This window comes from Alistipes sp. An54, from assembly GCF_002159375.1.
Taxonomy (GTDB): Bacteria; Bacteroidota; Bacteroidia; order Bacteroidales; family Rikenellaceae; genus Alistipes; species Alistipes megaguti.
On record NZ_NFIA01000001.1, the window covers coordinates 1 to 23,718 of the forward strand.

Sequence of the window (23,718 nt, forward strand, 5' to 3'; positions counted from 1 at the left end):
GGGCCGGAGGAGGGCCGGCGGGAAGCCGGACAGGTGTCGGGCGGGAAGCCGGGCAGGTGTCGGGCAGGTGTCGGGCAGGCACAAAAAAAGGAGGCATCCCCTTGCGGGAATGTCTCCTTCGTTTTCAGGCCGGCTCCTCGGTGGAGTCGGACGGCATTATTTCACCTCTTCGAACTCGACATCCTCAGGCTGGCCGTTGTTGCCACCCTGCTGGCTGCCGGCGTTCGACTGCTGTCCGGCATTGGACTGCGAACTCTGCTGCTGGCTCTGAGCCTGCTGGGCCGAGTAGATGTCCTGCGAAGCGGCCTGCCATGCGGCATTCAGCTCGTTCATCGCCGTGTCAATGGCGGCAACGTCGGCGTTCTTGTGGGCCTCCTTCAGTTTGGCCAAAGCGCCTTCGATGGCGGCCTTCTTATCGGCGGGCAGTTTGTCACCGTACTCCTTCAGCTGCTTCTCCGTGGTGAAGATGTTCGAGTCGGCGGCGTTGATCTTGTCGATACGCTCCTTCTCGGCCTTGTCCTTCTCCTCGTTGGCCTTGGCCTCGTCACGCATCCGCTGGATCTCCTGCTCGGTCAGACCCGACGATGCCTCGATACGGATCTTCTGCTCCTTGCCCGTACCCTTGTCCTTGGCCGATACGTTCAGAATACCGTTGGCATCGATATCGAACGTTACCTCGATCTGCGGCACACCACGCGGTGCTGCCGGAATCCCGTCGAGGTGGAACCGACCGATCGACTTGTTGTCGCGGGCCAGCGGACGCTCACCCTGGCATACGTTGATCTCTACCGAAGGCTGGTTGTCGGCTGCCGTCGAGAAGACCTCCGACTTGCGCGTCGGGATCGTCGTGTTGGCATCGATCAGCTTGGTCATCACACCGCCCAAGGTCTCGATACCCAGCGACAGCGGCGTCACGTCAAGCAGCAGCACGTCCTTCACTTCGCCCGTCAGCACACCACCCTGGATGGCTGCACCGATGGCTACGACCTCGTCCGGGTTGACCGACTTGTTGGGCGTCTTGCCGAAGAAGTCCTCGACGATCTTCTGGATCGCAGGAATACGCGTCGAACCACCTACGAGGATCACCTCGTCGATCTGCGAGGCGGTCAGACCTGCGTCGCGCAGGGCCAGCTTGCACGGCTCGATCGTCTTGCGGATCAGATGGTCGCACAGCTGCTCGAACTTGGCACGCGTCAGCGTCATGACCAGGTGCTGCGGAATGCCGTTCACAGGCATGATGTACGGAAGGTTGATCTCCGTCGTGGTCGACGACGAAAGCTCGATCTTTGCCTTCTCGGCGGCCTCCTTCAGACGCTGAAGCGCCATCGGGTCCTCACGCAGGTCGATTCCGTGTTCAGCCTTGAACGACTCGGCCATGTAGTCGATCAGCACGTGGTCGAAGTCATCACCTCCCAGGTGCGTATCACCGTTCGTCGACTTAACCTCGAAGACACCGTCACCAAGCTCCAGAATCGAGATATCGAACGTACCGCCACCCAAGTCATAGACGGCGATCTTCATGTCGTTCGACTTCTTGTCCAGACCGTAGGCCAGCGCGGCGGCCGTAGGCTCGTTGATGATTCGGCGAACCTTCAGACCGGCAATCTCACCGGCCTCCTTCGTGGCCTGACGCTGCGAGTCGGAGAAGTAGGCAGGTACCGTGATCACGGCCTCCGTCACCTCCTGACCCAGGTAGTCCTCGGCCGTCTTCTTCATCTTCTGAAGAATAATGGCCGAAATCTCCTGAGGCGTGTACTGACGTCCGTCAATGTCGACACGCGGCGTGTTGTTGTCGCCACGAACGATCGTATACGGGGCACGCGCAATATCAGCCGTTACCTTGTCATAGGTCTCGCCCATGAAACGCTTGATCGAGAAGACCGTCCGCTTCGGGTTCGTGATGGCCTGACGCTTTGCAGGGTCACCTACCTTACGCTCGCCTTCCGACGTGAAGGCTACAACCGACGGGGTCGTACGGTGTCCCTCCGAGTTCGGAATCACTACGGGCTCATTGCCCTCCATCACTGCTACGCAGGAGTTCGTGGTTCCCAAGTCAATACCAATAATCTTTGCCATAATCGTATCTGTTTTTAATTGTTTATAATTTTCGTCTTCATCGTCCCCTCCGGTCCTTTCTCTTCCGGGTTCCCGTCTCCGGGTCCCCTTCGGTCCGTGGCCGTCGGTTACGCCCGGAATTCTCACAAACGCCGTACCAATCGGGCACCTCTGCCAATTTGTCAGCATTTTGGCAGAAATCCCCGCCAACACCCCCTTCCACCCGGCATTTTGTCACCCCTTTAAGAAAGGGGTTTTAGGGGGCGGCCGGGGCTTTGTGGGGTTTCCTAATGTCTCGTCCGCTCCCAATACTTTTTTCGGGGCTCTAGGGGCGGCCGGACCTTTACGTTTTTTCCCAACGTCACGTCCGCTCCCAATACTAGACTTCGGGGTTCTAGGGGCGGCCGGACCTTTACGTTTTTTCCCAACGTCACGTCCGCTCCCAATACTAGACTTCGGGGTTCTAGGAGCGGCCGGACCTTTACGGGGTTGCCCGAGGCCATATCCGCTCCCGAACAAGACAGCGGAAAAGATAGAAGCAGTCGCGGCCCTCCGAAACCTGACGACGTCCGGTTGCCCCTAAAAGCCCCGTCTTAAGGGGCCGAGGCAGTTGCGCCCCCAGAAACCGGACAACGTTCAGTTGCCTCCAGAAGCCCCTTCTTAAGGGGCAAAAAAAAGCCTGCGTCTCCGCAGGCTTCGTTCCGGCTCTCTCCGGACAGATCCTTTATACTATTATTGCTGTTGCTCGCTAAGGATACGCATCGCAACATCAAGAATCGTCGTGTCGTCCAACGTGACAACCCCGCCGTCCGGTCCCGGTTCGAAGTGAACCCCGACGCACTCCTTCGCTTCGTGACTCCCTCCGAAGTAGTTGCGGACCGTCTCGACATCGATTCCTAACTCATCTGCAATGCGCTGCGAACTGCCGCTGGGCAGCCGATCCTTGATACGGCGCAACTCGTTAAATGTGATTATCATATCCGTAGATTTTATGGTTGATGGTTCTCGAACACTAAATTAATATAATTTTATGGATTTACAAAATTTCCAGATCAAAAACCGCAAAAAAATGTAACCCCTTTGTCATCAAAACGCAACAAACTCCACCCTATCCGAAAGCCCGTTCCGGCATGGATGCAAATCTCCGGCCGACCGACTTCGCAACACAAAAAAACGACCGGAAGAATCTTCTCCCGATCGTTTGATCCTCGTAATGACGGCACTCGCGGCAATGTCTATTCCCCTTCGGCCGGCTCGATGTAGATCTGATAAACCAGCGGCGTATAGGGCGGAATCTCCGTCGAAATGGTTGTCGTCGTCTCCGTCGTGGTGTCGCCGTAGCCGTAACCGTAGTTATAATAGTAGCTGTTCAGATAATTATAATAATAGTTATTGTAGTAGCTGCCGTAGTAGCTGTTGCCGTAGTAGCTGTTGTAGTAGTTGTAATAGTTCAGGTAATCGAGGTAGCTCGACGAATAGCCCGTCGATCCGCCGCTCGTCGTCGTACTGCCCGTACGTCCCGTAGCGCCGTAACCCCGGGTCGAAACCGTGACGAACTCCGCCCACTGTCCGTAGCACAGATTCGGAACCACGTAATAGTAGGCCGAGATCTGACTGCTCTGATCTTCGTCGGGCGTATAGGTCAGAGCCGAACCCTCCGAGTCGGCCTCCCCGTAGATAATCTCCTTCACCTCGTCGATGTTCGTATCGTAGATGAATCCGTCGAGCATCCGCGCGATATACCAGATCCTGGCCTCGCCGTCCATCCCAACCGAATCCGCATCCCGGCTTTCGAGTCCCGGATGCTTGTAATCCTCGTCGGCATGGAAACGCTTCTTGAGTGCCTCGGAGATCCGAGCCTCGAGATCCGACCCGTTATACGGCTCGAAGCCCACATCATACGCCTTGTTGTCCCACAGCAGCTCGTTCTTCTCGCTGCGAACCGGGAAGTTGAAATTCAGGTAGTCGGAGGCCTTCGTCGGATCGTAGCACACGTCGACATAGACCTGGGCCACCGAGTCGCAGGCACTCACCCACCGGTAGCCCTTCTCCCGCAGTTTGTAAGGGTGGTTCTCGTCATCGTATCCCGTCGGGATTTTCGACGATCCCTCTTCGTCGCCCTCCGTCGTATAGAGCCACTGGCTACCGTTGGCCGCGCAGAACGAATCCACCTCCGAACCTTCGCTCTCCAGCGGATTCTTCACGATCTCGCGGATCTCCATCTCGATGATGAACGGCCGCTGCGAACTGAGCGAATACTGGCCTTCGTAACCGCCCTGCCCCTCCACGCCGCTCGAGCTGACGATGCGCGACGGCAGGTAGAGCCGCACCTTCGAACCCTTGCGCAACTCGAAATCCTCGCTCAAACCGTGGTCTGCCGCATATTCCGCACTCAGGTGCAGCACGTTGCGCATGGCCAGATACGTCCCCTCCATCAGGCTCGTATTGACCGTTCCGCAATAACGGTAATAGGGAACGTAGTGGGTATATTTGGTGAACGTATTGACCAGCTTGGCCTCGGCCGCGCGGCGCGTCAGTACGATATTGCCGCTCAGATCGCGCCCCGAAAAGTCGAACCGCACCCAGCATGCCGTATCGCGGATCGGCTTGACCGTGGAGAGATCCTCCCCAGCCTCCAGCACCTCGACGTAATAGCCTCCGTCGCTCTGCAGGTTGCCCACCAACTCCGGTCGGTTCTGGGTCATCCACGCCTCCAGGGCCTGGTCTTCGAACTTGTCGTAGGATTCGCTCTCCTCCTTGGCACACGAGGCCAGCAGCAATACACCGGCCAGCGGAAGATACAGCAAACGGGTAATCAACTTCATATTTCGTTTTCCGATTCTAAATCCACATTTTATCATTCTACGGCATCCACCGTAAAGAACCACGCAATCGGGCTTTCGCTCGGAATGGTGCTGAACGAACTGTCGCCGTAGGCCATGTTGTAGGTCATGTAGGCCTCGACGTCGTCGCCCTCGCGACATCCCAATAACGCAAGACGCAGTCCGTTTAGTATGTTGCCGTTCATCGACACGTGCAGCGGCTCGAAGGTCCATCCGCCCTCGCCGACACTCAGCCCCAGCTCCTGATAGGCGCTCTCCAGCAGCGGATCGTTCGACCAGAAGGGGAAGGTCGAGTCGGTAATGTTCGAAAACTCGAACACATAGGCCCGGAAGGTGATCGCCACCGTGGAGTTCTCGCCCACTTCGGGCCGGTTCGCCCGGTCGGGGTCGTAGACATTCTGGATGTACCGATAGACCGAATTCCCCGCGACCGTATAAAAGGGCAGCTGGCTCCCCTCCTCGACCGAAGTATCGGGGATCAGCGACGGGGAGTGGGTCCGCTCCAGGTAGGAGACGAGTTTCTCCCGCTGTCCGGAGAGCGTATCCTCCTCCTGCGAGCACCCGCCCAGAAGCAGCGCCGCAGCACAAAACAGGATGGCAAAAGGTCGTTTCATCGGCATATAATTGTGCAAATGTACAAAAACAATCCGATATCCATGAATATGAAACGTAAAAATTCGCCCCGTAGCGTCCGAACGGACAAAAAAAAGAGGAGAGCCGCAGCTATCCTCGTTCCTCGGAATGGTAGGCATAATCCCGGCGTGGGTCCATCAGCCGGTGAAGCCGGCGTTGCCGCCACACGTAGGCAATCAGCAGCACCACGAAGGCTCCGACCGCAAGGCCGAGCATCAAAAGCAGGAATCCGATCGGAAATTCACCCATGGGTCATTGCATTTACAGTTCGACAAAGATAAGGCAAATCTCCTGCCAGAAAAAAACAGAATCCCCAACCTTGGGCCTTTCGTGCAACTTTCAGGCCTTTTGGGACACAAATACAACGTTTTACAGGATTTGCGGCAGGCCGTTCAAACCGGGAGTATTCAGAAATCCCGTTCCCGGAGTCGGAACACTCCACAGCCGCCCTGGAACCGCAGGAAGATCGACCTCATGCAGCCGCCCTGGAACCGCATGTGGATCGTCCGCCGGCCGTCTCAGAGCCGCATGGGAATCGTCCCGGCCGCCTCGGGCCTTCAGCCGGCCGTCTCAGAGCCGTTTGAGGGCCATGCGCACCACCTCCTCGACCGGTGCCGAGGGCGATTCGCGCACCACGGCCCGCACGACCTTCTCGGCCACCCCGCGCGCAAAGCCCAGCATGACCAATGCCTCCAGCGCCTCGTCGACAACCCCTCCGTCGGGAGTCGCCGGCTGTGGGCCGTTGTCGTCGAAACCCAGTGTCATGAGCTTGCCGCTCAACTCGACGATGATCTTCTGCGCCGTCTTGAGCCCCAGTCCCTTGACATTCTTCAGCAGGACGGCGTTCCCCGACGAGATGATCCCCTGCAGTTCGCGCGGCGAGTAGGTCGACAGGATCATCCGCGCCGTATTGCCCCCCACACCCGAAACGCTGATCAGCAGCCGGAACAACTCACGCTCGACCTTCGTCGAGAAACCGTAGAGCAACTGCGCATCCTCGCGCACGACATAATGAACAAAAAGCTTCGCCTGTGCGGCATGCTCGATGGCCGTGTAGGTTTCGAGCGAAATGTGCAGGTAGTAGCCCACTCCGCCCACGTCGATCACGGCATAGGCCGGAGCAACCTCGGCTACCGTTCCCTGGATATATTCGTACATGATCGTCTGCTATAAATTCCGCACGCAATCCGCGACTTACGGACATCCGGGCCAAAGTCGGGGCGCGTCCGCAAGACGGTCCCTGCCGCCGCTTCGACGAGTCCTCATCCCTGCGCAGAGCCGCATCCGGCAACAACGCCCGCCCGGGGTGCGATAAAATTGTCTTCCGGTAGGCAAAAGTAAAGATTTTTTTTTACCTTTGTGTTTCAAATGAAGAATATTTAACCAAACACTACGTAACAAGATGAAAAAAACGCTATTCCCGGCATTGGCTGCGGCTCTTGTCCTCGCGGCCTGCGGTACGAAAACCGCGGAAAAGGCTGAGTCTGCAAGCGCAACGGTTGCTCAGGAGGTCGTCTCCAGCGACATCGCCTACATACAGGTTGAAGCCGTCCTGGCCCAGTGCGACCTCTATCAGAAGGAGGGTGTCGCCCTGCAGGAGAAGACCCAGAAGGCCCAGAAAAGCTGGGCCCAGCGCGAGCAGAGCCTCCAGGCCGAAGCCGCTCAGCTGCAGGAGAAGTTCGACAAGGGGCTGATCACCACCCGCGACGCACAGGCCCAGCAGGAGAGCATCCAGAAAAAGGTCGCTTCCTATCAGGCCAACGCCCAGAAAGAGGCCCAGTCGCTCGACGAGGAGAACTTCGTATTCACGAACCGCGCCCAGGACCTGCTCCACCGCGCCGTGAAGGAGATCAACGCCGACGGCAAGTACAAACTCATTATCAACGCTTCGGCACTGATCGACGCCGACTCGACGCTCGACATCACCCCCGCCATTCTGGCCAAGGTCAACGAGCTCTACGCCGCCGATCAGAAGGACGCAAAAAAATAGCCCGTCCGTGCGGAACAAAAAACCGGCTTCCACAACGAGTGGAAGTCGTTTTTTTTTCCTACATTTGCGCTGTCAACTCCGAAACCTGATTAAAGTCCGATTGCAATGGGATTCGTTCCGTTCACCTTCATTGATCTGATAGACATCGTTCTGGTGGCCCTGATCATGTACTGGATCTACCGCATGACCAAAGGCACCAATGCCCCCTATATCCTCTCGGGCATCATCGCCGTCTATCTGCTCTGGGTCGTCGTCCGCACCCTCAACATGGAGCTTCTCTCCACGATCCTCGGACAACTGATCTCCGTGGGCGCCATCGCCCTGATCATCGTCTTCCAGCCCGAATTGCGACGCTTCCTGCAGATGATCGGCATGCGGCAGAAACACTTTAACTTCATCACACGCATCTTCTCCTCGGGCGAAGACCCCGTACAGACGAACATCGCGCCTATCGTCACGGCGTGCCGCGAAATGGCACAGACCAAAACCGGAGCCCTGATCGTCATCGGACAGCAGAGCGACCTGCGGCTCATCGCCGAAGGCGGAATCGCCCTCGATGCCAAAGTTTCCACTCCGCTGCTGAAAAACATCTTCTTCAAGAACGCCCCGCTGCACGACGGCGCCGTGCTGATCGAAGGCGACCGCATCGTGGCGGCCAAGTGCATTCTCCCCGTCACGCAGAGCGACGTTCCGAAGGAGTTCGGAACACGCCACCGTGCCGCTATCGGCATGAGCGAAATCTCGGATGCCATCATCATTGTCGTCTCCGAGGAGAGCGGCGAGATAGCCATCGCCCAGGGCGGTGAGATCCGTCAGCATCTCGATCCGACCCGTCTGCAGCAGACCCTGCAGCGCTATCTGAACATCAACTCCCGCAAGCGTTCCAAAAACAACGAAGTTGCCGAATAACCCCGGTCTAAGAGACCGGTTTTAGGGGCGGCCATACCCCTCTACGGCTCAGTAACAAATCACCGCTCCCGGTCTAAGAGACCGGTTTCAGGGGCGACCATACCCCTCTACGACTCAGTAACAAATCACCGCTCCCGGTCTAAGAGACCGGTTTCAGGGGCGGCCATACCCCTCTACGACTCAGTAACAAATCACCGCTCCCGGTCTAAGAGACCGGTTTCAGAGGCGGCCAGGCCTCTTCTCACCCCCGGTCACAAACCTCCGACAATCACTCCGGAAGCCGGCTGATCTCGGCGAATGTCGCATGCACGTACGCCGCCAACTCCTTCGGCGCCACACGCAGTTGAAGCCCCCGGACCCCCGCACTGACATAAATAAACGGAAGCGTCTCGGCCGACGTATGGATGTAGGTCGGGAAGGCCTTCTTCATCCCGATCGGCGAACATCCGCCCCGGATATAACCCGTCACCGGAAGCAGCTCCTTCATCGGAATCAGATCCACCTTCTTATTGCCCGAAACCCGCGCGGCGGCCTTCAGGTCCACCTCGTGGTCGCCCGGAACCACACAGACAAAATAACCCGTACGGTCACCCTTCAAAACCAGCGTCTTGAAGACCGTCGAAATATCCTCGCCCAACTGTGCAGCCACGTGCGTGGCGGCCAGATCCGTCTCGTCAACCTCGTAGGGAACCAACTCGTAGGCTATCTTCGCGCGGTCGAGCAGCCGTGCCGCATTCGTCTTTTCAATTTTGCCGTGTGCCATAAGCTGTCATCATTTTCAACCGTTTTGCCGCAAAGGTAGTTTATTTTCTGCGATTCTGAACTTTTTTCTTACATTTGCCCGCATATGTACGGAGAATGATTTTCGGGTTGCTGTCCGCCCTGCTCGGAACTGCCGGCGCCCATGCCCAAATGATCCGGGTACGCGGACGTGTGACAGACTCCAACGGCGAGCCGTTGGCTTTTGTGAGTGTGGTATTCCCCGGTACGACCGTCGGGATTACGACCGATGAACAGGGCTTCTATTCGCTCGAGACGCGCGACCCGGTCACCCGAAACCGCGCGCGCAACGACCCCGACCGCCACGATACGTATCACTGCCGGACCCACACGAAAATGGAGCTCGATCTGACGAATATCCGGCCCGGGTTCCGCAACCGACGCATGCAGCGCAACTTCGGATTCATCTTCAACTACATGGACACCTCGGCCCTGACCGGTCAGGCCTATCTCCCGGCCATGATCTCCGAATCGACGGCCGACCTCTACCGCAGCCGTTCGCCGGAGTTCAAACGCGAGGTGATCCGCGCCAGCCGCGTCTCGGGCGTCGACAACTACATCGTGCTCTTCAACGCCCGCTTCGCCAGCCCGCTTTCGGCCAGCGGCCGCAGCATCGGATTCGCGACAGGAGAGCGCCGCACGGAGACAAAAAATTCCCGGTCGGCGTGTTTTCCCGCCCGTCTTTTCGTATCTTTGCCCTCCGAAAACGAACTGCAATCATGAAAAAAGCCGCTTTATTCGATATGGACGGCACGCTGGTGGACAACACACTGGCTCATGTCCGCGCCTTCGAGGTCTTTTGCGCCCGCTACGGCGTCGAGGGCTGGCAGCAGCGCCTCAGCCAGGCCTACGGCATGGGAAACGACGACATCATGCGTCTGATCCTGCCCGAGGAGCTGATCCGCCAGAAGGGCGTCAAGGCCCTCGGAGACGAGAAGGAGGCCATCTACCGTGAGATCTACGCCCCGGAGATCCACCCCGTCGAGGGGTTGCGTCAACTGCTCGAACGACTCAACGGGGCCGGCATCCGCTGCGCCGTCGGGTCGTCGGGCTGCCGCGCCAACGTCGACTTCGTGCTCGAAAAGTGCCGGATCGGACAATGGTTCGAGGCCCGCATCTCGGGCGACGCGGTGACGCATTGCAAACCCGATCCGGAAATCTATCTCAAGGCTGCGGCGGCCGTCGGGTGCGATCCGGCCGACTGTGTGGTCTTCGAGGATGCCAAGGCCGGCATCGAGTCGGCCCGCCGGGCCGGCGCCGGGCGCATCGTGGCGCTGGCCACCACCCTGCCGCGCGAGGTGCTCGAGCGTGAAACCAGCGCCGATCTGGTGATCGACACCTTCGCCGATCTGACCGACCTCGACGCGCTGCTGGCCTGATCCGTCCCCGGGTCGTTCTGTGGATCCGGTGCTTATGGCGGCCCGCTGACCGGGCCCTTCTCCGGGCTCAAAGCCTCACCGACACCTCCCTGCCGAAGAGCGAAAAACGCACATTTCCCGACAGGAATGTGCGTTTTCGCCTGCAAAAGAGTCACATTTGCGAAAAATTCGCTAATTTTGCGCCGCTTTTAAAAACAAATGCTTATGTTCCGTGGACTTGCCACCGTCGCGTTGCTCGTCATCTCCAACGCCTTCATGACGCTGGCCTGGTACGGGCAGATCGCCTTCAAATCACGTCTCGAACGCTTCAGTCTCATGCTGGTCATCCTCATGAGCTGGGGCGTCGCCCTCTTCGAATACTGTTTCCAGGTGCCGGCCAACCGCATCGGCTCGGCCGAATTCGGAGGACCCTTCTCGATCTGGGAACTGAAGGTCATTCAGGAGGTCGTCTCGCTCTCGGTCTTCACCATCTTCGCGCTGGTCTTCATGAAGTCCGACACGCTGCGCTGGAACCATCTGGCCGGGTTCCTCTGCATCATTCTGGCCGTTTACTTCATCTTCCGCAAATAGTCGTCGGGAGGGGCCGGACGGCCGACCCCCCCCCTACCGAATCGTGATCCGTTCGACGGGCTGCGTCTGTGTGCGGTCCAACGGGTGGACCTGGTAGCTCACCCGCGCAAAGTCGATCTGCGAGAGGTCGATGCAGCGGATCGTATTGTTGTAGGCCGTCTTGTAGTAGACCACACGGTGGGTCAGGTCGATGGCCGAGGTCCACTGCGTGGCGCTCGGAATGTCGGGACACTTGCCGGCCGGGTGCTCCAGACCGATCGGCACGTCAAAGTTGTTCAGCAGGTGGAAACACTCCTGCACCGTGGCGAAGGCCGTGGCGCGCACGGGGGCCGTGGCACGGAGAAAGGCCGCACGTACGAAACGCGACGGCGGCGTATCGTCACCCGGAAGCCCCAGAAATCCGGCCGTGGCCCCGAAGGCCCGAAGCGTCTTCTCACCGATCTTGCAGGGTTCGACATCGCCCGGACGCAGATTGACGTAGTTGTTCAGATTGGTCACCTGCCACTCGAAGCCCGGGGCGTTGGTCAGCACCCCCACCTCATTCTCGTAGAAGTGCGGCACGCCGCCGACGATCTCCAGCACCACCTGGCGGCCCGACGGCTCGCCGATGCGCCAGTGCACGACGGCATTGGCCTCGAGCCCCACGATGCGCACCCCGCCGATCGCGGCCTTCACCTCGTCGATGGTCGAAAACTGCGTCAGAATCCACTGCGCCACCTCCAGATCAACCAGCGTGCGGGCGCTCTGTGCCGGTTGATAGGTCTCGTAACTGCCGTACTGCGGGAAGAAGAAGAGCCCGGCCGAAAGTCCCGCCTCGTTGATCCCCTCGGCGATGAACTGCTTCTCGACAACGGCCAGCCCCACAACCCCGTAGCGTGCCTTGAAGGAGAGCCCCGTCTGGCCGTCGGGCGTGAGCGACTGCAGCCGTTCGCCGCGCGGAATGACGACATACATGCTCTCCAGGGCGCTGTTGCCCCACTCAATCGTCCGCGACTGGATGTAGCTGCCGTCGGCCGCCGTGAGCGAGATTCCCGTACAGGCCAACGCCTCGAAGGCGCCGCCAATGGCCGCAAGGGCCAATAACAGATGTTTTGCTTTCATCTCTTTTCCGATTTTGATGTGCTTGATCGGGTGAACCTTCCACGGGTCGGATACGCCCCGGGCCGGATCCCGAAGCCCGGCTGCAAAAACCGAACCGCGAAAAGAACCTCACGGCCGAATCGTTTCCCGAAATTTTTACTAAATTCGCCTCGTCAAGCATAACCCGGAGATACGGAGCCCGGCTCCGATCTCCATAAAACGATACGATATGATCCGTTTGAATGTTTTTATCCGCACGACGGAGAGCAACCGTGACGAACTGGTCCGCACGGCCCGCGAACTGGTCACCGCTTCGCTCAAGGATGAAGGATGCGTCGCATACGACCTCTTCGAAAGCGCGACGCGCCGCGATGTGTTGATGATCTGCGAGACGTGGAGCGACGCCAAGGCGCTGTCGGCCCACGAACGTTCGTCACACTTCACGACCCTCGTTCCGCGCATGGAGCAACTCGGTGAACTGAAGCTCGAAAAGTTCGTCTTCTGATCGCCGGCAGACTCTGCGCCGCCGAGATGCCCGTCCGAGCCAATGCCCGGACGGGCTTTTTCGTGGCTTCGGGTTTTCCGGATCTCCCGGGACGCCCCGGAGGGTTTCCGGCCCGCCCGGAGTCCGCGGGAAAAGGCGGTTCCCGGCACGCTCAGATTCGCTCCGGAACTCCCGGTTCCGGAGCGGAACCGGCAGACGTCCGTTACTCCTCGACGGGACGGAATGCCTCCTTGTAGAGTCCGCACACGGGGCAGGTCCAGTCGTCGGGAATCTCCTCGAACGGCGTACCGGGGGCGATGCCCGTCTCGGGATCACCCTTCGTGGGATCGTAGACGTAGTCGCACGCCGTGCAGCGATAACGGCGAGGTACGGCCCGGTCGGCCACCTGCTTCCAGTCGATCAGTTCCCAGAAGGCCTTCAGAAAGTCGGCCCGTCGGTTGCGCCAGTCGATGTAGTAGGCGTGCTCCCAGACGTCGACCGTCATCACCGGGCGCAGCCCGTCACGCAGCGGATTGCCGGCATTCGACATCGCCACGATCGAGAGGTGTCCCGCACGGTCGGCCGCCAGCCACACCCAGCCCGAGCCGAACAGCCCCAGAGCCGCCCGGGTGAACTGCTCGCGGAAGGCCTCGACCGAACCGAATTCGGCCGTGAGTTTGGCAGCCAGTTTCGCGGGTACGGGACCCTGTTCGGGGGTCAGCTGGCGGAAGAAGAAGGTATGGTTCCAGGTCTGGGCGGCGTTGTTGAAGATCGCCCCGTCGGCCTTGCGGATGATCTCCTCGAGAGGCATCTCCTCGTAGGGAGTGCCGGGAATCAGGGCGTTGAGATTGTCGACGTAGGTCTGCAGGTGTTTGCCGTAGTGATAGTCGAGTGTTTCGCGGCTCATCTTCGGAGCAAGGGCCTCCGGTGCATACGGAAGCGCAGGCATTGCATGTTTCATGGCAGTTCGTTTTTTGATTGAATGAACAAGACGTGTCGCAGAACTCTCCGCAACACGTCCTGAAGATAGCAAAAATCCCGCACGTTGGTATCATGACGACCGAAAAAATCATGTTTCGGCCCTTACACCCCCCCCCGGGACCGACCCGAGACTGACCCGGGTCCGATTTGCGACCGGCCCGGGACCGACCCTATCAAAACCCAAGACCAGCCAGCCCGATTCCGGCCCGGGACCGACCCGATTCCGCCGCGCCGCGTGCGGACCAGGCCGGTTCGCCGGATCAGAAGTTGGCCTTGATGCCGACGGTAAACCGCGCGCCCGGTTCGGGGAACCAGGCCTCGTTGTAGAGTTTCCGGTTGAGCAGGTTGCGGCCCTCGGCAAACAAGGTCACGCGACCCGAAACATGCCAGTCGAAATGGGCTCGCAGATCAACTCCGAACGGTGTCCGGAAGGGATCCAGCGTCTCCTTCTCCAACGTGCCGCTCGTCTCCCACGTCGAGCCGTCCACGCCGGCAGACTGCAGCGTATACCGATAGACCGACCAACTGCGCGCACTCTCGAACAGGGCCTCGACACCGAAGGCGATCCTGCGCCCCTCATAGACGATGCCGGCATTCCCCGCAAAGGCCGGATCGCCGTTCTTCAGATCGGTTTCGTCGTTGTAGAGACGGCCGTGAGCCCCGAGGTCGATCTTCAGCGAACTCAACGGACGGATTTCGATCTCGCCGTTGAGCGACGTCACGGTCTGGCGCGCCTGGACCGGCAGGAACAGCACGTCACACCCCGTGTCGGGTCTTGCCACCTGCCATCCCGTCCAGAAGAGGTGGTTGTCGTGGATCGAAAAGCCCGCATAGAGGCGATAGGCAACGATCGAATGCCAGAGGCTGCCCCCCAGACCGAGGCGGAAGTTGTAGTCTACGGAACTCTTTGCAAGCCACAGCGAACTTTCGTCGTAGATCGGGAAGAGGCTCTTGCCCTGCGGCTGGTCCGACGTGGTGAGGAAGGCGTCCGACGGCCACTGCGACGAACGCACGTAGGGGTTCTGCTCCGTGAGCGAGCGCAGGTCGTTCGGATGCACCCCGCCGTCGGCCTCGACGAAGGGCTGCAGTCCGGGCGTGCCGAGGTTGAAATTCAGCCGCAGGTAGGGAATGAGGTAGTTGCCGCGCTCGTAGTCCGCAAGGGCTGTCGTGCCGACACGGTCACGGTAGTAGTCGGCCCCCGCGTCGAGCCGAACCACCCCGCCGTCGAAGCCGTAGCGCACTCCGGCACGGATCAGCTGCTGGTTGCTGCCCTCCAGATACTTGTGGCCGCCCAGGTAATCGTAGGCTATCGACACGCCGAAGCGGCTGCGGCCCCAGGCCCAGGCAATCCGGCCGTCGGCCCCGATCGAGCTTTCACGTCCCGACATGTCCGGAACGGGCAGATCGGAGTGGTCGAAGAAGAGCCCGCCGTGGAGCCCCACCTCGAAATTCAGCCGGCTCAGGTCCTGGAAATCGTCGCCGAAACGCAGCTGCAGCCGTGCATCGCCATAGTCGGTCATCGCCCCGGCACCGAATGCGAGCTCCGGAACGGAGGGTAAGACCCCGTAACGGTGATACATGCGGTTGTCGTAGGAGAGTTCGCCCTCGAGCGTATGGCGTCCGATGTATTTGCCGGCCGTAATGCCCGCCCGGTTGTACATCCGCGTGGAGTTGTGCTTCCCGCCGAACGGATTGGCGATCTTCGCATAATATCCCGCATGGTTCACATAGGCCATGGCGTAGCCCGTCGAGGGATTCTGCGTCGTGGCGTAGAAATCCAGCACGGAGTTCAACGGATAGCCCGCCCCGACCTTCAAGTAGAAGGGCTGCGGACGGTTGAACTCCCAGTAGGTGACCGTCGCCGGACGGATCGGACGCGTCGTGAGCGTCGTGCGCAGCGACAGCGGCGTCACCGTATAACCGATCTCGGGACGCATCCGCGTCGTATCGTTCATGTCGGGTTCTATCGCCAGCTTCGCGGCGCTCTCCACCCGCGGAACGTAGGCCTTCGTCACCTCGACCTGCTTCTCCACCTGGGCCGCAACCCACTGCGGCACCACCATCGCCGCACAGGCGGCTATCATCCACAATCGTTTCATCATCAGTTGAGTTTAGCGATTCGCGCCCGGGCCTCCTCGACAATGCCGTCATCGGCGGGCGAATATCCGTCGGCCACGCTCTGCCACGTGGCCCGCGCCTGGAACGTATCGCCCCGGCGCACGTATACCTCGCCCAGCAGCAGGTAGGCTCGGGCCAGCCAGTAAGGCTGCGGGTTGCGGTCCGAGAGGGCGAAGACCTCCTTCTCGGTACGGTCCAGATCGCCCGACGCAAAGGTCGCCTCGATCAGGCGGTAGGCCGCCTCGGAACCCTCCTTCGTGCGGACCTCCGCAGCCAGGTCGCGGTAGAGCTTCGCGGCCTCTGCCGCATCGCCCCCTTCGCGCAGCTGCGTGGCCAGCGCATACTTCGCCTCTCGCGTGGCCGTCTGACCGGCATCCGGAAGCGCAATCACCTCGCGGGCCGCCGCGGCAATCTTCGCGGCGTCACCGCCGGCCACTCTCGCCCGCACGTAGCCCGTCGCGGCATCCTCACGCACCGTGCGCGACGGCGCCGCATCGTAGAGCCGCCGGTAGGCCGCGGCGGCCTCGTCCCAACGCTTCTCGGCGCAGGTCAGCTCCGAAAGCTTCTCCAGCACCGGAACCGTATAGGGGGTCTTGCCCTGATCGGCCAGCGCCGTGAGGGTCTCGATGGCCCGCTCGCGGTTGTCGGCCACCAGATAGCAGTCGCTCAGGTAGTAGAGGGCATCGGTGCGGTAGGAGCCCTTCGGATAGGTCTCGATATAACTGTTCAGGGCGCGCGTGGCCGCCGCGCGGTCGCCGTCGAGGTAGAGTTTCTGCGCCGCGGCAAACGAGAGCGAGTCACGCGACAGGGCCGTCAGGTCGCTCTCAATGCCCGCCCGGGCCGCATAGTCGAAGTAGGCATCGGCATCACCCTCCGAGACGTAGATCTCGCGGATGCTCTGCATCGCACCCCGCGCCTCGGAGGATTGCGGAGCCGCAGTCACCACGCGGTCGTAGCAGTCCAGCGACTTCTGCCGGTTGCCCAGATTCAGATAGGCCAGACCCAGGTCCGACCAGGCGGCCGTCACCCGCGGCGACGAGGGGTAGCGGGCCACGAAACGCTCCAGCTGGGCGGCACCCTCGGCATACTTCTGCTGGGCGATGTAGCTGCGGCCCAGTTCGTAGGAGGCCTCGTCGGCATATTCGCCGCCCGCCGCCTCGATCTGCCGCAGGGCCTGCTGTTTCTGCTCCGTGCGGCCCAGAATGCCGAGCGTCACGGCCCGTTTGTAGCGGGCGTACTCCGCCTCGGGGGTGGCCAGCGCAATGGCCCGGTCGTACTCCCCGACCGCCTCTTCGAAACGGCGATCCGAGTAGGCCACGTCGCCCAGCCGGTTCAGTGCATCGGCCCGGTAGCGGTCTTTCGGCGCATGGGCCGCGAGGAAACGGCGGAACGAATCGCCGGCCTGTGCCCAGTCGCTGCGGTCGAAGGCGCAGTAACCGAGGTTGTACCACGCCAGGGCATACTCGCGTTCCGTACGCGGCGCCCGTTTCAGATAGGCGTTGTACTTGGCCGCAGCCACGGCGTAGTCACCCTCCCGGAAGGCAATCTCACCCTGCCAGAAGGTGCTCAGCGCCGTATACTTGGGACTGACGTTGATCGACTGCGCCTCGGCCAGGCACGTCCGAGCCGTGCGGATATCACCCGTGCGGTAGGCCTCCAGTCCGCGGTAGTAGGCGATCTTCTGCTGCGCGGCACGGATCTCCGCATCGCCCGACGGCATCGCCTTGATGGCCCGGTAGGCGGCTTCGTAGTCGCGCGAATTGTAGTAGGCGGCAATCAGCAGCGTCCGCGCCTCGGCGGTCCGCGGCGTCGAGGGGTAACGTTCGATATAGCGCGTCAGCAGGTTGATCGCCCCGTTGAAGGCCCCGCCGCCCAGTTCGTACTGCAGTTTGGCGTAGTTGAACAGCGCATCCTCGGCGATCGCGGCATCGAGCGACTCGTCCGTGGCCATGGCAAAGGCCTGCATCGCACGCTCCTTGTCGCCGGCCCGCAGGTAGCAGTCGGCCAGGTGGTAGGAGGCGTTCTGCGTCAGGGCATCCTCCGCGCCGCACGCCTTGCGCAGCCACTCCGCAGCCTCGGCATAACGCGCCGTGCGGTAGAGCGAGAAGCCCTCCAGGTAGCAGGCGTCGCGGTCCATCTCGCCGCCCGAAGTGCGGTAGGCGGCCAGATGTTCGAGCGTGCGGTTGAAATCCTCGAGCCGGAACCACGACTCGGCAATCACACGCTCCAGCTCGGCACGGCGTTCCGGCACGGCCTGCCGGGCCAGCGCATCGCCATGTTCGACCACGTAGCGGTAGTTGCCCTCGCGGAACTCGATCTGAAGCAGGTAGTAGGGAACCAGCGCCCCGTAGGCGTCGCTCTTCCGCAGCCGGAGGAAGCCCTGTTTGGCCCGGGCATAGCGGCCCTCGGCATAATCGATGTAGGCCAGGTAGTAGTGCGCATGGTCGGCATACTCGCTGCGGTCGCCGATGCGCGAAAAGTGCCCGCCGGCCTCCTTGTAACGGCCGTCCGTGAACTCGACGTAGCCCATGCGGATGTCGTACTGTTCGCGGCGCTGCGGACTCAGGGCCTTGTAATTCGTACGTTCAAAGGCTTCGCGCGCCCGAGCCATGTTCCCCGCCGCGCAGTAGAACGATCCGAGCGAGAAGCGCACGTCGTTGGCATAGACCGACTGCGGATAACGCTCCTCGAAACGGCGCAGGGACGCCTCGGCATCGGCGCTGCCCAGTTCGACGGCACACGCCGCCAGGTAGTAATCAATCTCCTGCTGCAGGGAACGGTCGTCCGGGGCCATCGCCTCGCGGGCCCGCAGCAGTTCGTGGCGGGCATCGCTCCAACGGCCGTAGCCGAACAGATCGCGGGCCCGCCGCATCAGGGTTTCGGGATCGCTCTCCGCGGCCCGTACACCGGGCGCACAGAGTGCCAGCGCCATCAACGGCAGCAATATTCGGAATCTTCGCATAGTCAATTCAAGTTCATCTCCGCGCTCCGGGCGGCCGGGGCGGATGGAGAATCGGACAAAGATAAGAAAATTTATCCGACGCCACACCCTTAAAGGAACGGAATTTGCCCGCGGCGTATTGTTCAAACCAAAAACCGAATACCATGACTGAGAAAGTGAACGTTCAGATGAACCGCGCCGGGCGTTTCGAACCGCGCGGAGGGGCCGATACGGCCTCGATGAACCCCAAGGAGCTGCTGCTCTATGCCGCGGCGCAGTGTGCCGGGCAGACCGCCGCCGCCATCATGCAACGCGAACGCATGAAGCCCTGCAATTTCGAAATCAGCGTCTCGGGCGACCTCTCGACCGAAACGCTCCGCGCCGAGAGCACCTTCACCTGCTTTCATGTCGTCTACAACGTCGCGTGCGCAAGCGAAGAGGACTGTGCAAAGGCCAGCCACGCCCTCGAACTCACCCACGACAAGTATTGCGGGCTGGTGCAGATGCTCGCGCGCATCGCCCCCGTCTCGCGTGAGATCGCCGTCGTGAACACCGCGCCGGTCAAGGCCTGAGCCCCTCGCGCCAATCCAGAAAAGGCAGCGGGCGAAGACTTCCACGACTCTTCCGATTGAGGAAAAGCGTCGGGAATCTTCGCCCGTCAGGTATCGGGAAGGGAGGTCACTGCGCCGTGATGCGGCGGTAATCCGACAGGGCTGTGGCGTAGTTGAAGTGGGCCCGGATGGCGTTGGTATAGAGCTGGATCCAGCTCAGCTGCGCCTGCATCACGTCGAGGATCGTCGCCAGCCCCTCGCCGTAGGAGTAAGTGCTGATCTGCAGGTTCTCGCCCGCGATGCGCAGGCTCGCCTCCGAGGCATCGACCTGCGCCCGGCTCTGCACCAGCGCCGTCCAGCCGTTCATCTCCTCGCGGACGATTTCGTCGTAACGCTGTTCGGTCGCCCAAGCCTGCTGTTCACGGGCGGCCCGGGCCGCGGCCACCGTGCGACGCCGCTCGCCCCAATGGAAGATCGGAACGGACAGCTGCACGAAGGCCGAACCGTCGATCTGCGTGCGGCCGTCGCGGTTGGGCGTCGCCGGCTGCCACGAGCCCCCCACCCCGACGCTCACCTGCGGATTGTACGGGGCCCGGGCCGCCCGCACCCCTTCGTCGGCCTGCTCCGTGCGCAGCAACGCGGCCGTATGGTCGGGACGTCGCGCCACGGCCTCCCCGGCCGGAATGCGGCGCGGCAGCGGCAGCGTGTCGCGGATGCTCTCGCGCAACGACACGGACTCGGCCGGATCGGTGCCGCGCAGGATGTTGAAGTTGTGCAGGGCCACCTCGCGGTTCTGCTCGACGCTGACCAGCGAATACTCCGCCTCGCTCAGCCGCGCGTCGATCATCAGCACGTCGCCCTTTGCGATATAGCCCTCGGCAAAGCGGCGGTCGACGACCTCCTTCAGCGAACGGATCAGCGAGACGTATTCACGCATCGCCGCGGCGTAGAGTTCCACGGCCGAGAGGCTCCAGTAGGCGTATTCGGCCGCGTAGCGCACCTCAAGGCGCGAAAACGCCTCCTCGCAGAGGGCAATGTCGCTCCCCAGGGCCGTCTGCCGGGCCGCCGCACGCACGGCTCCGCCGCCGTAGAGCGTCTGCACCAGCTGCGGCAGCACACCGAAGGTCCACTGTTCGGCGCCCTCGCGGCAGCGGAACGCCCACGAGAAGTTCCCGGCCAGCGACAACTGCGGCAGGTAGCCCGTACGCGCGGCGGCGGCCTCGGCCTCGGCGGCCCGGCTCCCGGCCCGGGCGATTTTCAGCGTCCGGCTGTAGGAGGCGACCTCCGTGCGGTACTCTTCGAGCGACGTCTGCCCGAAGGCGGCAACAGGCCCGGTGAGCAGCAGAATGAGTGGGAACAAGCAGGTTTTCATGGTCATCGGATCCGGTAAAAGAGGGCATAGACTACGGGCAGGACGCAGATCGTCAGCAGCGTGGCCACGAGCAGTCCGCCCATGATCGTGGCGGCCATCGCGCCGAACATCGCATCGAAAAGCAGCGGCAGCATGCCGAGGATGGTGGTCCCCGAAGCCATCACCACGGGGACGATGCGGCTGCGCGTCGCCTCGACGAGCGCCTCGCGCGGCGTACGGCCCGCAGCCCGCAGCGTGTTGATCTGCTCGACCAGCACCACGGCGTTCTTGATGTTCATCCCGACGAGCCCCAGCAACCCCAGCAGCGAGAAGAAGTTGAAGATCCGGCCCGTCACAGCCAGTCCGAAAACCACGCCGATGAAGATCAGCGGGATCATCAGCAGAATGACCATCGGCTCGCGGTAGTTGCGGAAGAGCAGCAGCAGCGTGATGAAGATCAGCACCAGCGTCAGCGGCAGGTAGCGGCCCAGTGCGGCGTTGGACTCCTGCTGGCTCTCCTGCTCGCCGAAGACGCGCATCGTATAGCCCACGGGAAGGTCGACGGCACGGCGGAGGGAGTCCTTCAGTGCCGCGAAGAGCTGCATGGTGTTGACCCCGCGCACCGGGTCGCACTGCGCCTTCATCACCCGCTGGCGGTCAAAACGGCGGATCACCCCCGGGCGGAAGTCGAAGCGCACGCCGTCGGTCGCCTGCTCGATCGAGAAGACCCGCCCCGAAGGGTTGAAGATCGGCAACGACTGGAGGTTGGTCAGGTTATAGGCGGCGATATTCTCGTCCTTGAGCAGGATGGGCAGCGTGAGATCCCCCTCGCGGTACTGTCCGAGCGGATAGCCCTGCGTGGCGATGGTGATGCCGCGGGCCAGCTGGCTGCGCGTGATGCCGATGCGCTGCCCCTTCATCTGCGAGTAGAGCGGCTGCCAGGTCGGGATGCGGTTGCCCCAGCTGTTGCGGATGTTCGTAGCGCCGGGCGTACGGTGCATGACAGCCTCGGCCCGCGCCGTCAGGCGCCGCAGTGTGTCGATGTTCCCGCCGATGAAGCCGAACTCGATCGCCGCATCCGGCACGGGTGAGAGCTTGAACAACGACGAGCGCAGCCACACGTCGGGGAACGTAGCGGTGACCCAGCCGTCGAAACGCTCCTCGACGGCGGCCGTCTGACGGCTGTCGTGGAGCTCGACGAGCAGGTTGCCGAAATTGGGCCGCTGCGACGAGGTGCCGCTGGCCAGGTAGTAGCGCGGCGGCGTAGCACCGGCCGTCCACGAGACGCACTTCACCTCGGGCTGTTCGTGCAGCCACGCCTCCATCCGTTCGAGCTGTTGCTCCGTATCGTGGATGTTGTACCCCTCGGGCAGCAGCACGTCGGCCCGGAAGTAGGGTTTGTCGAGCGCCGGGAAGAAATTCTGCGGCATGCGGCCCATGACGGCCAGCGACACGACAAAGAGTGCGGCCACCGCGGCAACGGTCACCCAGCGGTGGCGCAGCAACGCATCGAGCAGGCGATCGAAGGCCCGGTAGAAGCGCGTATCGTAGGGATCGCGCCGGGCCGGGGCGACCTGCAGCAGCCGCACGCCGAAGAGCGGCGTCTGGGTCAGGGCCAGCACCCAGCTCAGCAGCAGCGAGAAGGCCACCACAACGAAGAGCGGCCGCACGATCTCGGCCACAGACGACGGGGCCAGATAGAGCGGAAGAAACGAGAAGATGGCAATCAGCGTAGCCCCCAGCAGGCTCCAGCGCGGGGCCGTGGCCCCGGTGATGAAGGCCTCGCGGCACGCCGCGCCGCGCCGCATCGCCTGACGCGCGTTATCCGTGACGACGATGGCGTTGTCGACCAGCATGCCCATGGCGATGATGAAGCCCGCCAGCGAGGTGCGGTTCAGCCCCTCGCCCGCAAACTGCATCAGCAGCAGCGTGCCGCCAATCGAAAAGAGCAGCGACGTGCCGATGAGCACCCCCGGGCGCAGCCCCATCACCAGCATGATGACCGCCACGACGATGGCCACCGACTCGACCAAATTCCACAGGAAGGTGCGCGTCGCCTCGCGGGCGATGCGGTTCTCGGGGTAGAGCACCGTGAGCTCCATGCCGAGGGGCATTTCGCCGCGCAGTTCGGCCAATCGGGCGTCGATCCGCTCACCGACACGCACCACGTCGCTCCCCGATTCGGTCGAGATGCCGATTCCCACCGCCCGGCGTCCGTCGACGCGCATCAGCGTCTGCGGCGGATCGGCATAGCCGCGTTCGATGCGGGCCAGGTCGCCCAGACGGTACTGCCGGCCCGAGGAGGAGATCAGCAGCTGATTCTCCAGATCGTCGAGCGAATGGTAGGTGCCGTCCTCCAGGATGCGGATCTGCAGCTCGCCGGCCTGCTTCTCGCCGCTGTCGACCAGGGCGTTCTGCTGGCCGATCGTCGCGACAATCGTCTCGGGGCGGATCGCAAAGTTGGCCAGCGCCGAGAGGCTCACGTAGACGTTCACCACGGGGCTCTGCTCGCCGAAGAGGGTCACCTTCTGCACCCCGTCGAGCGTCACCAGCTCGCGTTTCAGCCGCTGGGCCCAGTCGCGCAGCTCGGTCAGCGTGAAGCCCTCGTCGGCCGAGAGGCCGTAGTAGATGCCGTAGACGTCGCCGAAGTCGTCGGCCACCGCAATGGCCGAGGCCCCCGAAGGCAGCTGCGGCTGGATGTCGAGCGCCTTGCGGCGCAGTTCGTCCCACAGCTGCGGGATCTCGCGCGACGGGGTGCCCGGGTCGAGTTCGACCAGGATCCGCGAACGTCCGTAGTGTGATTCGGAGGTGATCTTGTGGATGCGGCGCATCGACTGCACCTCGCGTTCGATGGGTTCGGTGACGAGCTCCTCGACCTCCTGCGGCGTCGCCCCCGCATAGGAGCACATCAGCAGGGCACTCTTGATGACAAAGGTCGAATCCTCCTTCTTTCCCAGGCGCAGAAAGCCCGCCACGCCCCCGACCAGAAGCAGGGCGAGAAAGAAACCGACAACGCGGCCGTTGCGCAGCGAATAGGTAGTGAGATTCATGGC

At 61.9% G+C, this 23,718-nt stretch carries 20 protein-coding genes; 7 read left to right on the forward strand and 13 right to left on the reverse strand.

Annotated features, from left to right (window positions below; all coding sequences use genetic code 11):
- Positions 1-156 precede the first annotated feature (156 nt).
- From dnaK to ruvA, 6 genes are all read right to left on the reverse strand, one after another.
- Positions 157-2,076 (reverse strand): molecular chaperone DnaK, encoded by a 1,920-nt coding sequence (dnaK, locus tag B5G09_RS00005; protein ID WP_087311321.1) that lies wholly within the window; start codon positions 2,074-2,076, stop codon positions 157-159.
- Positions 2,077-2,787: 711 nt separating this feature from the next.
- Positions 2,788-3,033 (reverse strand): DNA-binding protein, encoded by a 246-nt coding sequence (locus B5G09_RS00010; RefSeq protein WP_087311322.1) that lies wholly within the window; start codon positions 3,031-3,033, stop codon positions 2,788-2,790.
- A gap of 257 nt (positions 3,034-3,290) precedes the next feature.
- The gene (locus B5G09_RS00015; protein WP_087403521.1) at positions 3,291-4,880 is read right to left on the reverse strand and encodes a hypothetical protein; all 1,590 of its coding nucleotides are present in this window, start codon (positions 4,878-4,880) and stop codon (positions 3,291-3,293) included.
- 32 nt (positions 4,881-4,912) lie between these two features.
- On the reverse strand, positions 4,913-5,512 hold the full coding sequence (locus B5G09_RS00020; RefSeq protein WP_087403849.1) for a hypothetical protein: 600 nt from the start codon (positions 5,510-5,512) through the stop codon (positions 4,913-4,915).
- Between the two features lie 109 nt (positions 5,513-5,621).
- Positions 5,622-5,780: a hypothetical protein gene (locus B5G09_RS14140; protein WP_162992919.1), complete on the reverse strand. Its 159-nt coding sequence runs from the start codon at positions 5,778-5,780 to the stop codon at positions 5,622-5,624.
- A 321-nt stretch (positions 5,781-6,101) separates the two neighbouring features.
- Complete coding sequence (gene ruvA, locus B5G09_RS00025; protein WP_087403522.1) at positions 6,102-6,689, reverse strand: Holliday junction branch migration protein RuvA; 588 nt, start codon at positions 6,687-6,689, stop codon at positions 6,102-6,104.
- 244 nt (positions 6,690-6,933) lie between these two features.
- On the opposite strand from ruvA, the gene B5G09_RS00030 reads away from it, so the two are divergent.
- Positions 6,934-7,521: an OmpH family outer membrane protein gene (locus B5G09_RS00030; RefSeq protein WP_087403523.1), complete on the forward strand. Its 588-nt coding sequence runs from the start codon at positions 6,934-6,936 to the stop codon at positions 7,519-7,521.
- Between the two features lie 105 nt (positions 7,522-7,626).
- Positions 7,627-8,430 (forward strand): diadenylate cyclase CdaA, encoded by an 804-nt coding sequence (cdaA, locus tag B5G09_RS00035; protein WP_087403524.1) that lies wholly within the window; start codon positions 7,627-7,629, stop codon positions 8,428-8,430.
- 268 nt (positions 8,431-8,698) lie between these two features.
- Here the strand turns inward: cdaA and ybaK are convergent, their stop codons facing one another.
- Positions 8,699-9,193, reverse strand: coding sequence for a Cys-tRNA(Pro) deacylase (ybaK, locus tag B5G09_RS00040; RefSeq protein ID WP_087403525.1), 495 nt, complete (start codon positions 9,191-9,193; stop codon positions 8,699-8,701).
- A gap of 95 nt (positions 9,194-9,288) precedes the next feature.
- Here ybaK and B5G09_RS00045 point away from each other — a divergent pair, with 95 nt between their 5' ends.
- The 3 genes from B5G09_RS00045 (at position 9,289) to B5G09_RS00055 (ending at position 11,159) form a co-directional block, all read left to right on the forward strand.
- Positions 9,289-9,933: a carboxypeptidase-like regulatory domain-containing protein gene (locus tag B5G09_RS00045; protein WP_143256440.1), complete on the forward strand. Its 645-nt coding sequence runs from the start codon at positions 9,289-9,291 to the stop codon at positions 9,931-9,933.
- A complete protein-coding gene (locus tag B5G09_RS00050) occupies positions 9,930-10,589 on the forward strand; it encodes an HAD family phosphatase (protein WP_087403526.1) in 660 nt (219 codons plus the stop codon). The genes B5G09_RS00045 and B5G09_RS00050 overlap by 4 nt, the downstream gene beginning before the upstream one ends.
- A gap of 204 nt (positions 10,590-10,793) precedes the next feature.
- Positions 10,794-11,159, forward strand: coding sequence for a DMT family protein (locus B5G09_RS00055; RefSeq protein WP_087311329.1), 366 nt, complete (start codon positions 10,794-10,796; stop codon positions 11,157-11,159).
- A 33-nt stretch (positions 11,160-11,192) separates the two neighbouring features.
- Here B5G09_RS00055 and B5G09_RS00060 read toward each other — a convergent pair whose 3' ends face one another.
- Entirely contained in the window at positions 11,193-12,260 is a 1,068-nt protein-coding gene (locus tag B5G09_RS00060; protein WP_087403527.1) for a choloylglycine hydrolase family protein, read from the reverse strand.
- 208 nt (positions 12,261-12,468) lie between these two features.
- On the opposite strand from B5G09_RS00060, the gene B5G09_RS00065 reads away from it, so the two are divergent.
- Positions 12,469-12,744: a putative quinol monooxygenase gene (locus tag B5G09_RS00065; RefSeq protein ID WP_087311330.1), complete on the forward strand. Its 276-nt coding sequence runs from the start codon at positions 12,469-12,471 to the stop codon at positions 12,742-12,744.
- Between the two features lie 202 nt (positions 12,745-12,946).
- Here B5G09_RS00065 and rd read toward each other — a convergent pair whose 3' ends face one another.
- The 3 genes from rd to B5G09_RS00080 form a co-directional block, all read right to left on the reverse strand.
- Entirely contained in the window at positions 12,947-13,684 is a 738-nt protein-coding gene (rd, locus tag B5G09_RS00070) for a rubredoxin (protein WP_087403528.1), read from the reverse strand.
- Positions 13,685-13,964: 280 nt separating this feature from the next.
- On the reverse strand, positions 13,965-15,803 hold the full coding sequence (locus B5G09_RS00075) for a TonB-dependent receptor (protein WP_087403850.1): 1,839 nt from the start codon (positions 15,801-15,803) through the stop codon (positions 13,965-13,967).
- Positions 15,804-15,805: 2 nt separating this feature from the next.
- Complete coding sequence (locus tag B5G09_RS00080; RefSeq protein ID WP_087403529.1) at positions 15,806-18,784, reverse strand: tetratricopeptide repeat protein; 2,979 nt, start codon at positions 18,782-18,784, stop codon at positions 15,806-15,808.
- A 143-nt stretch (positions 18,785-18,927) separates the two neighbouring features.
- On the opposite strand from B5G09_RS00080, the gene B5G09_RS00085 reads away from it, so the two are divergent.
- Entirely contained in the window at positions 18,928-19,335 is a 408-nt protein-coding gene (locus B5G09_RS00085) for an OsmC family protein (protein WP_087403530.1), read from the forward strand.
- A gap of 106 nt (positions 19,336-19,441) precedes the next feature.
- Here the strand turns inward: B5G09_RS00085 and B5G09_RS00090 are convergent, their stop codons facing one another.
- Positions 19,442-20,674, reverse strand: a complete 1,233-nt coding sequence (locus B5G09_RS00090; protein ID WP_241147509.1) for a TolC family protein — start codon at positions 20,672-20,674, stop codon at positions 19,442-19,444.
- A gap of 14 nt (positions 20,675-20,688) precedes the next feature.
- Entirely contained in the window at positions 20,689-23,715 is a 3,027-nt protein-coding gene (locus B5G09_RS00095) for an efflux RND transporter permease subunit (protein ID WP_087403531.1), read from the reverse strand.
- Positions 23,716-23,718: the final 3 nt, after the last annotated feature.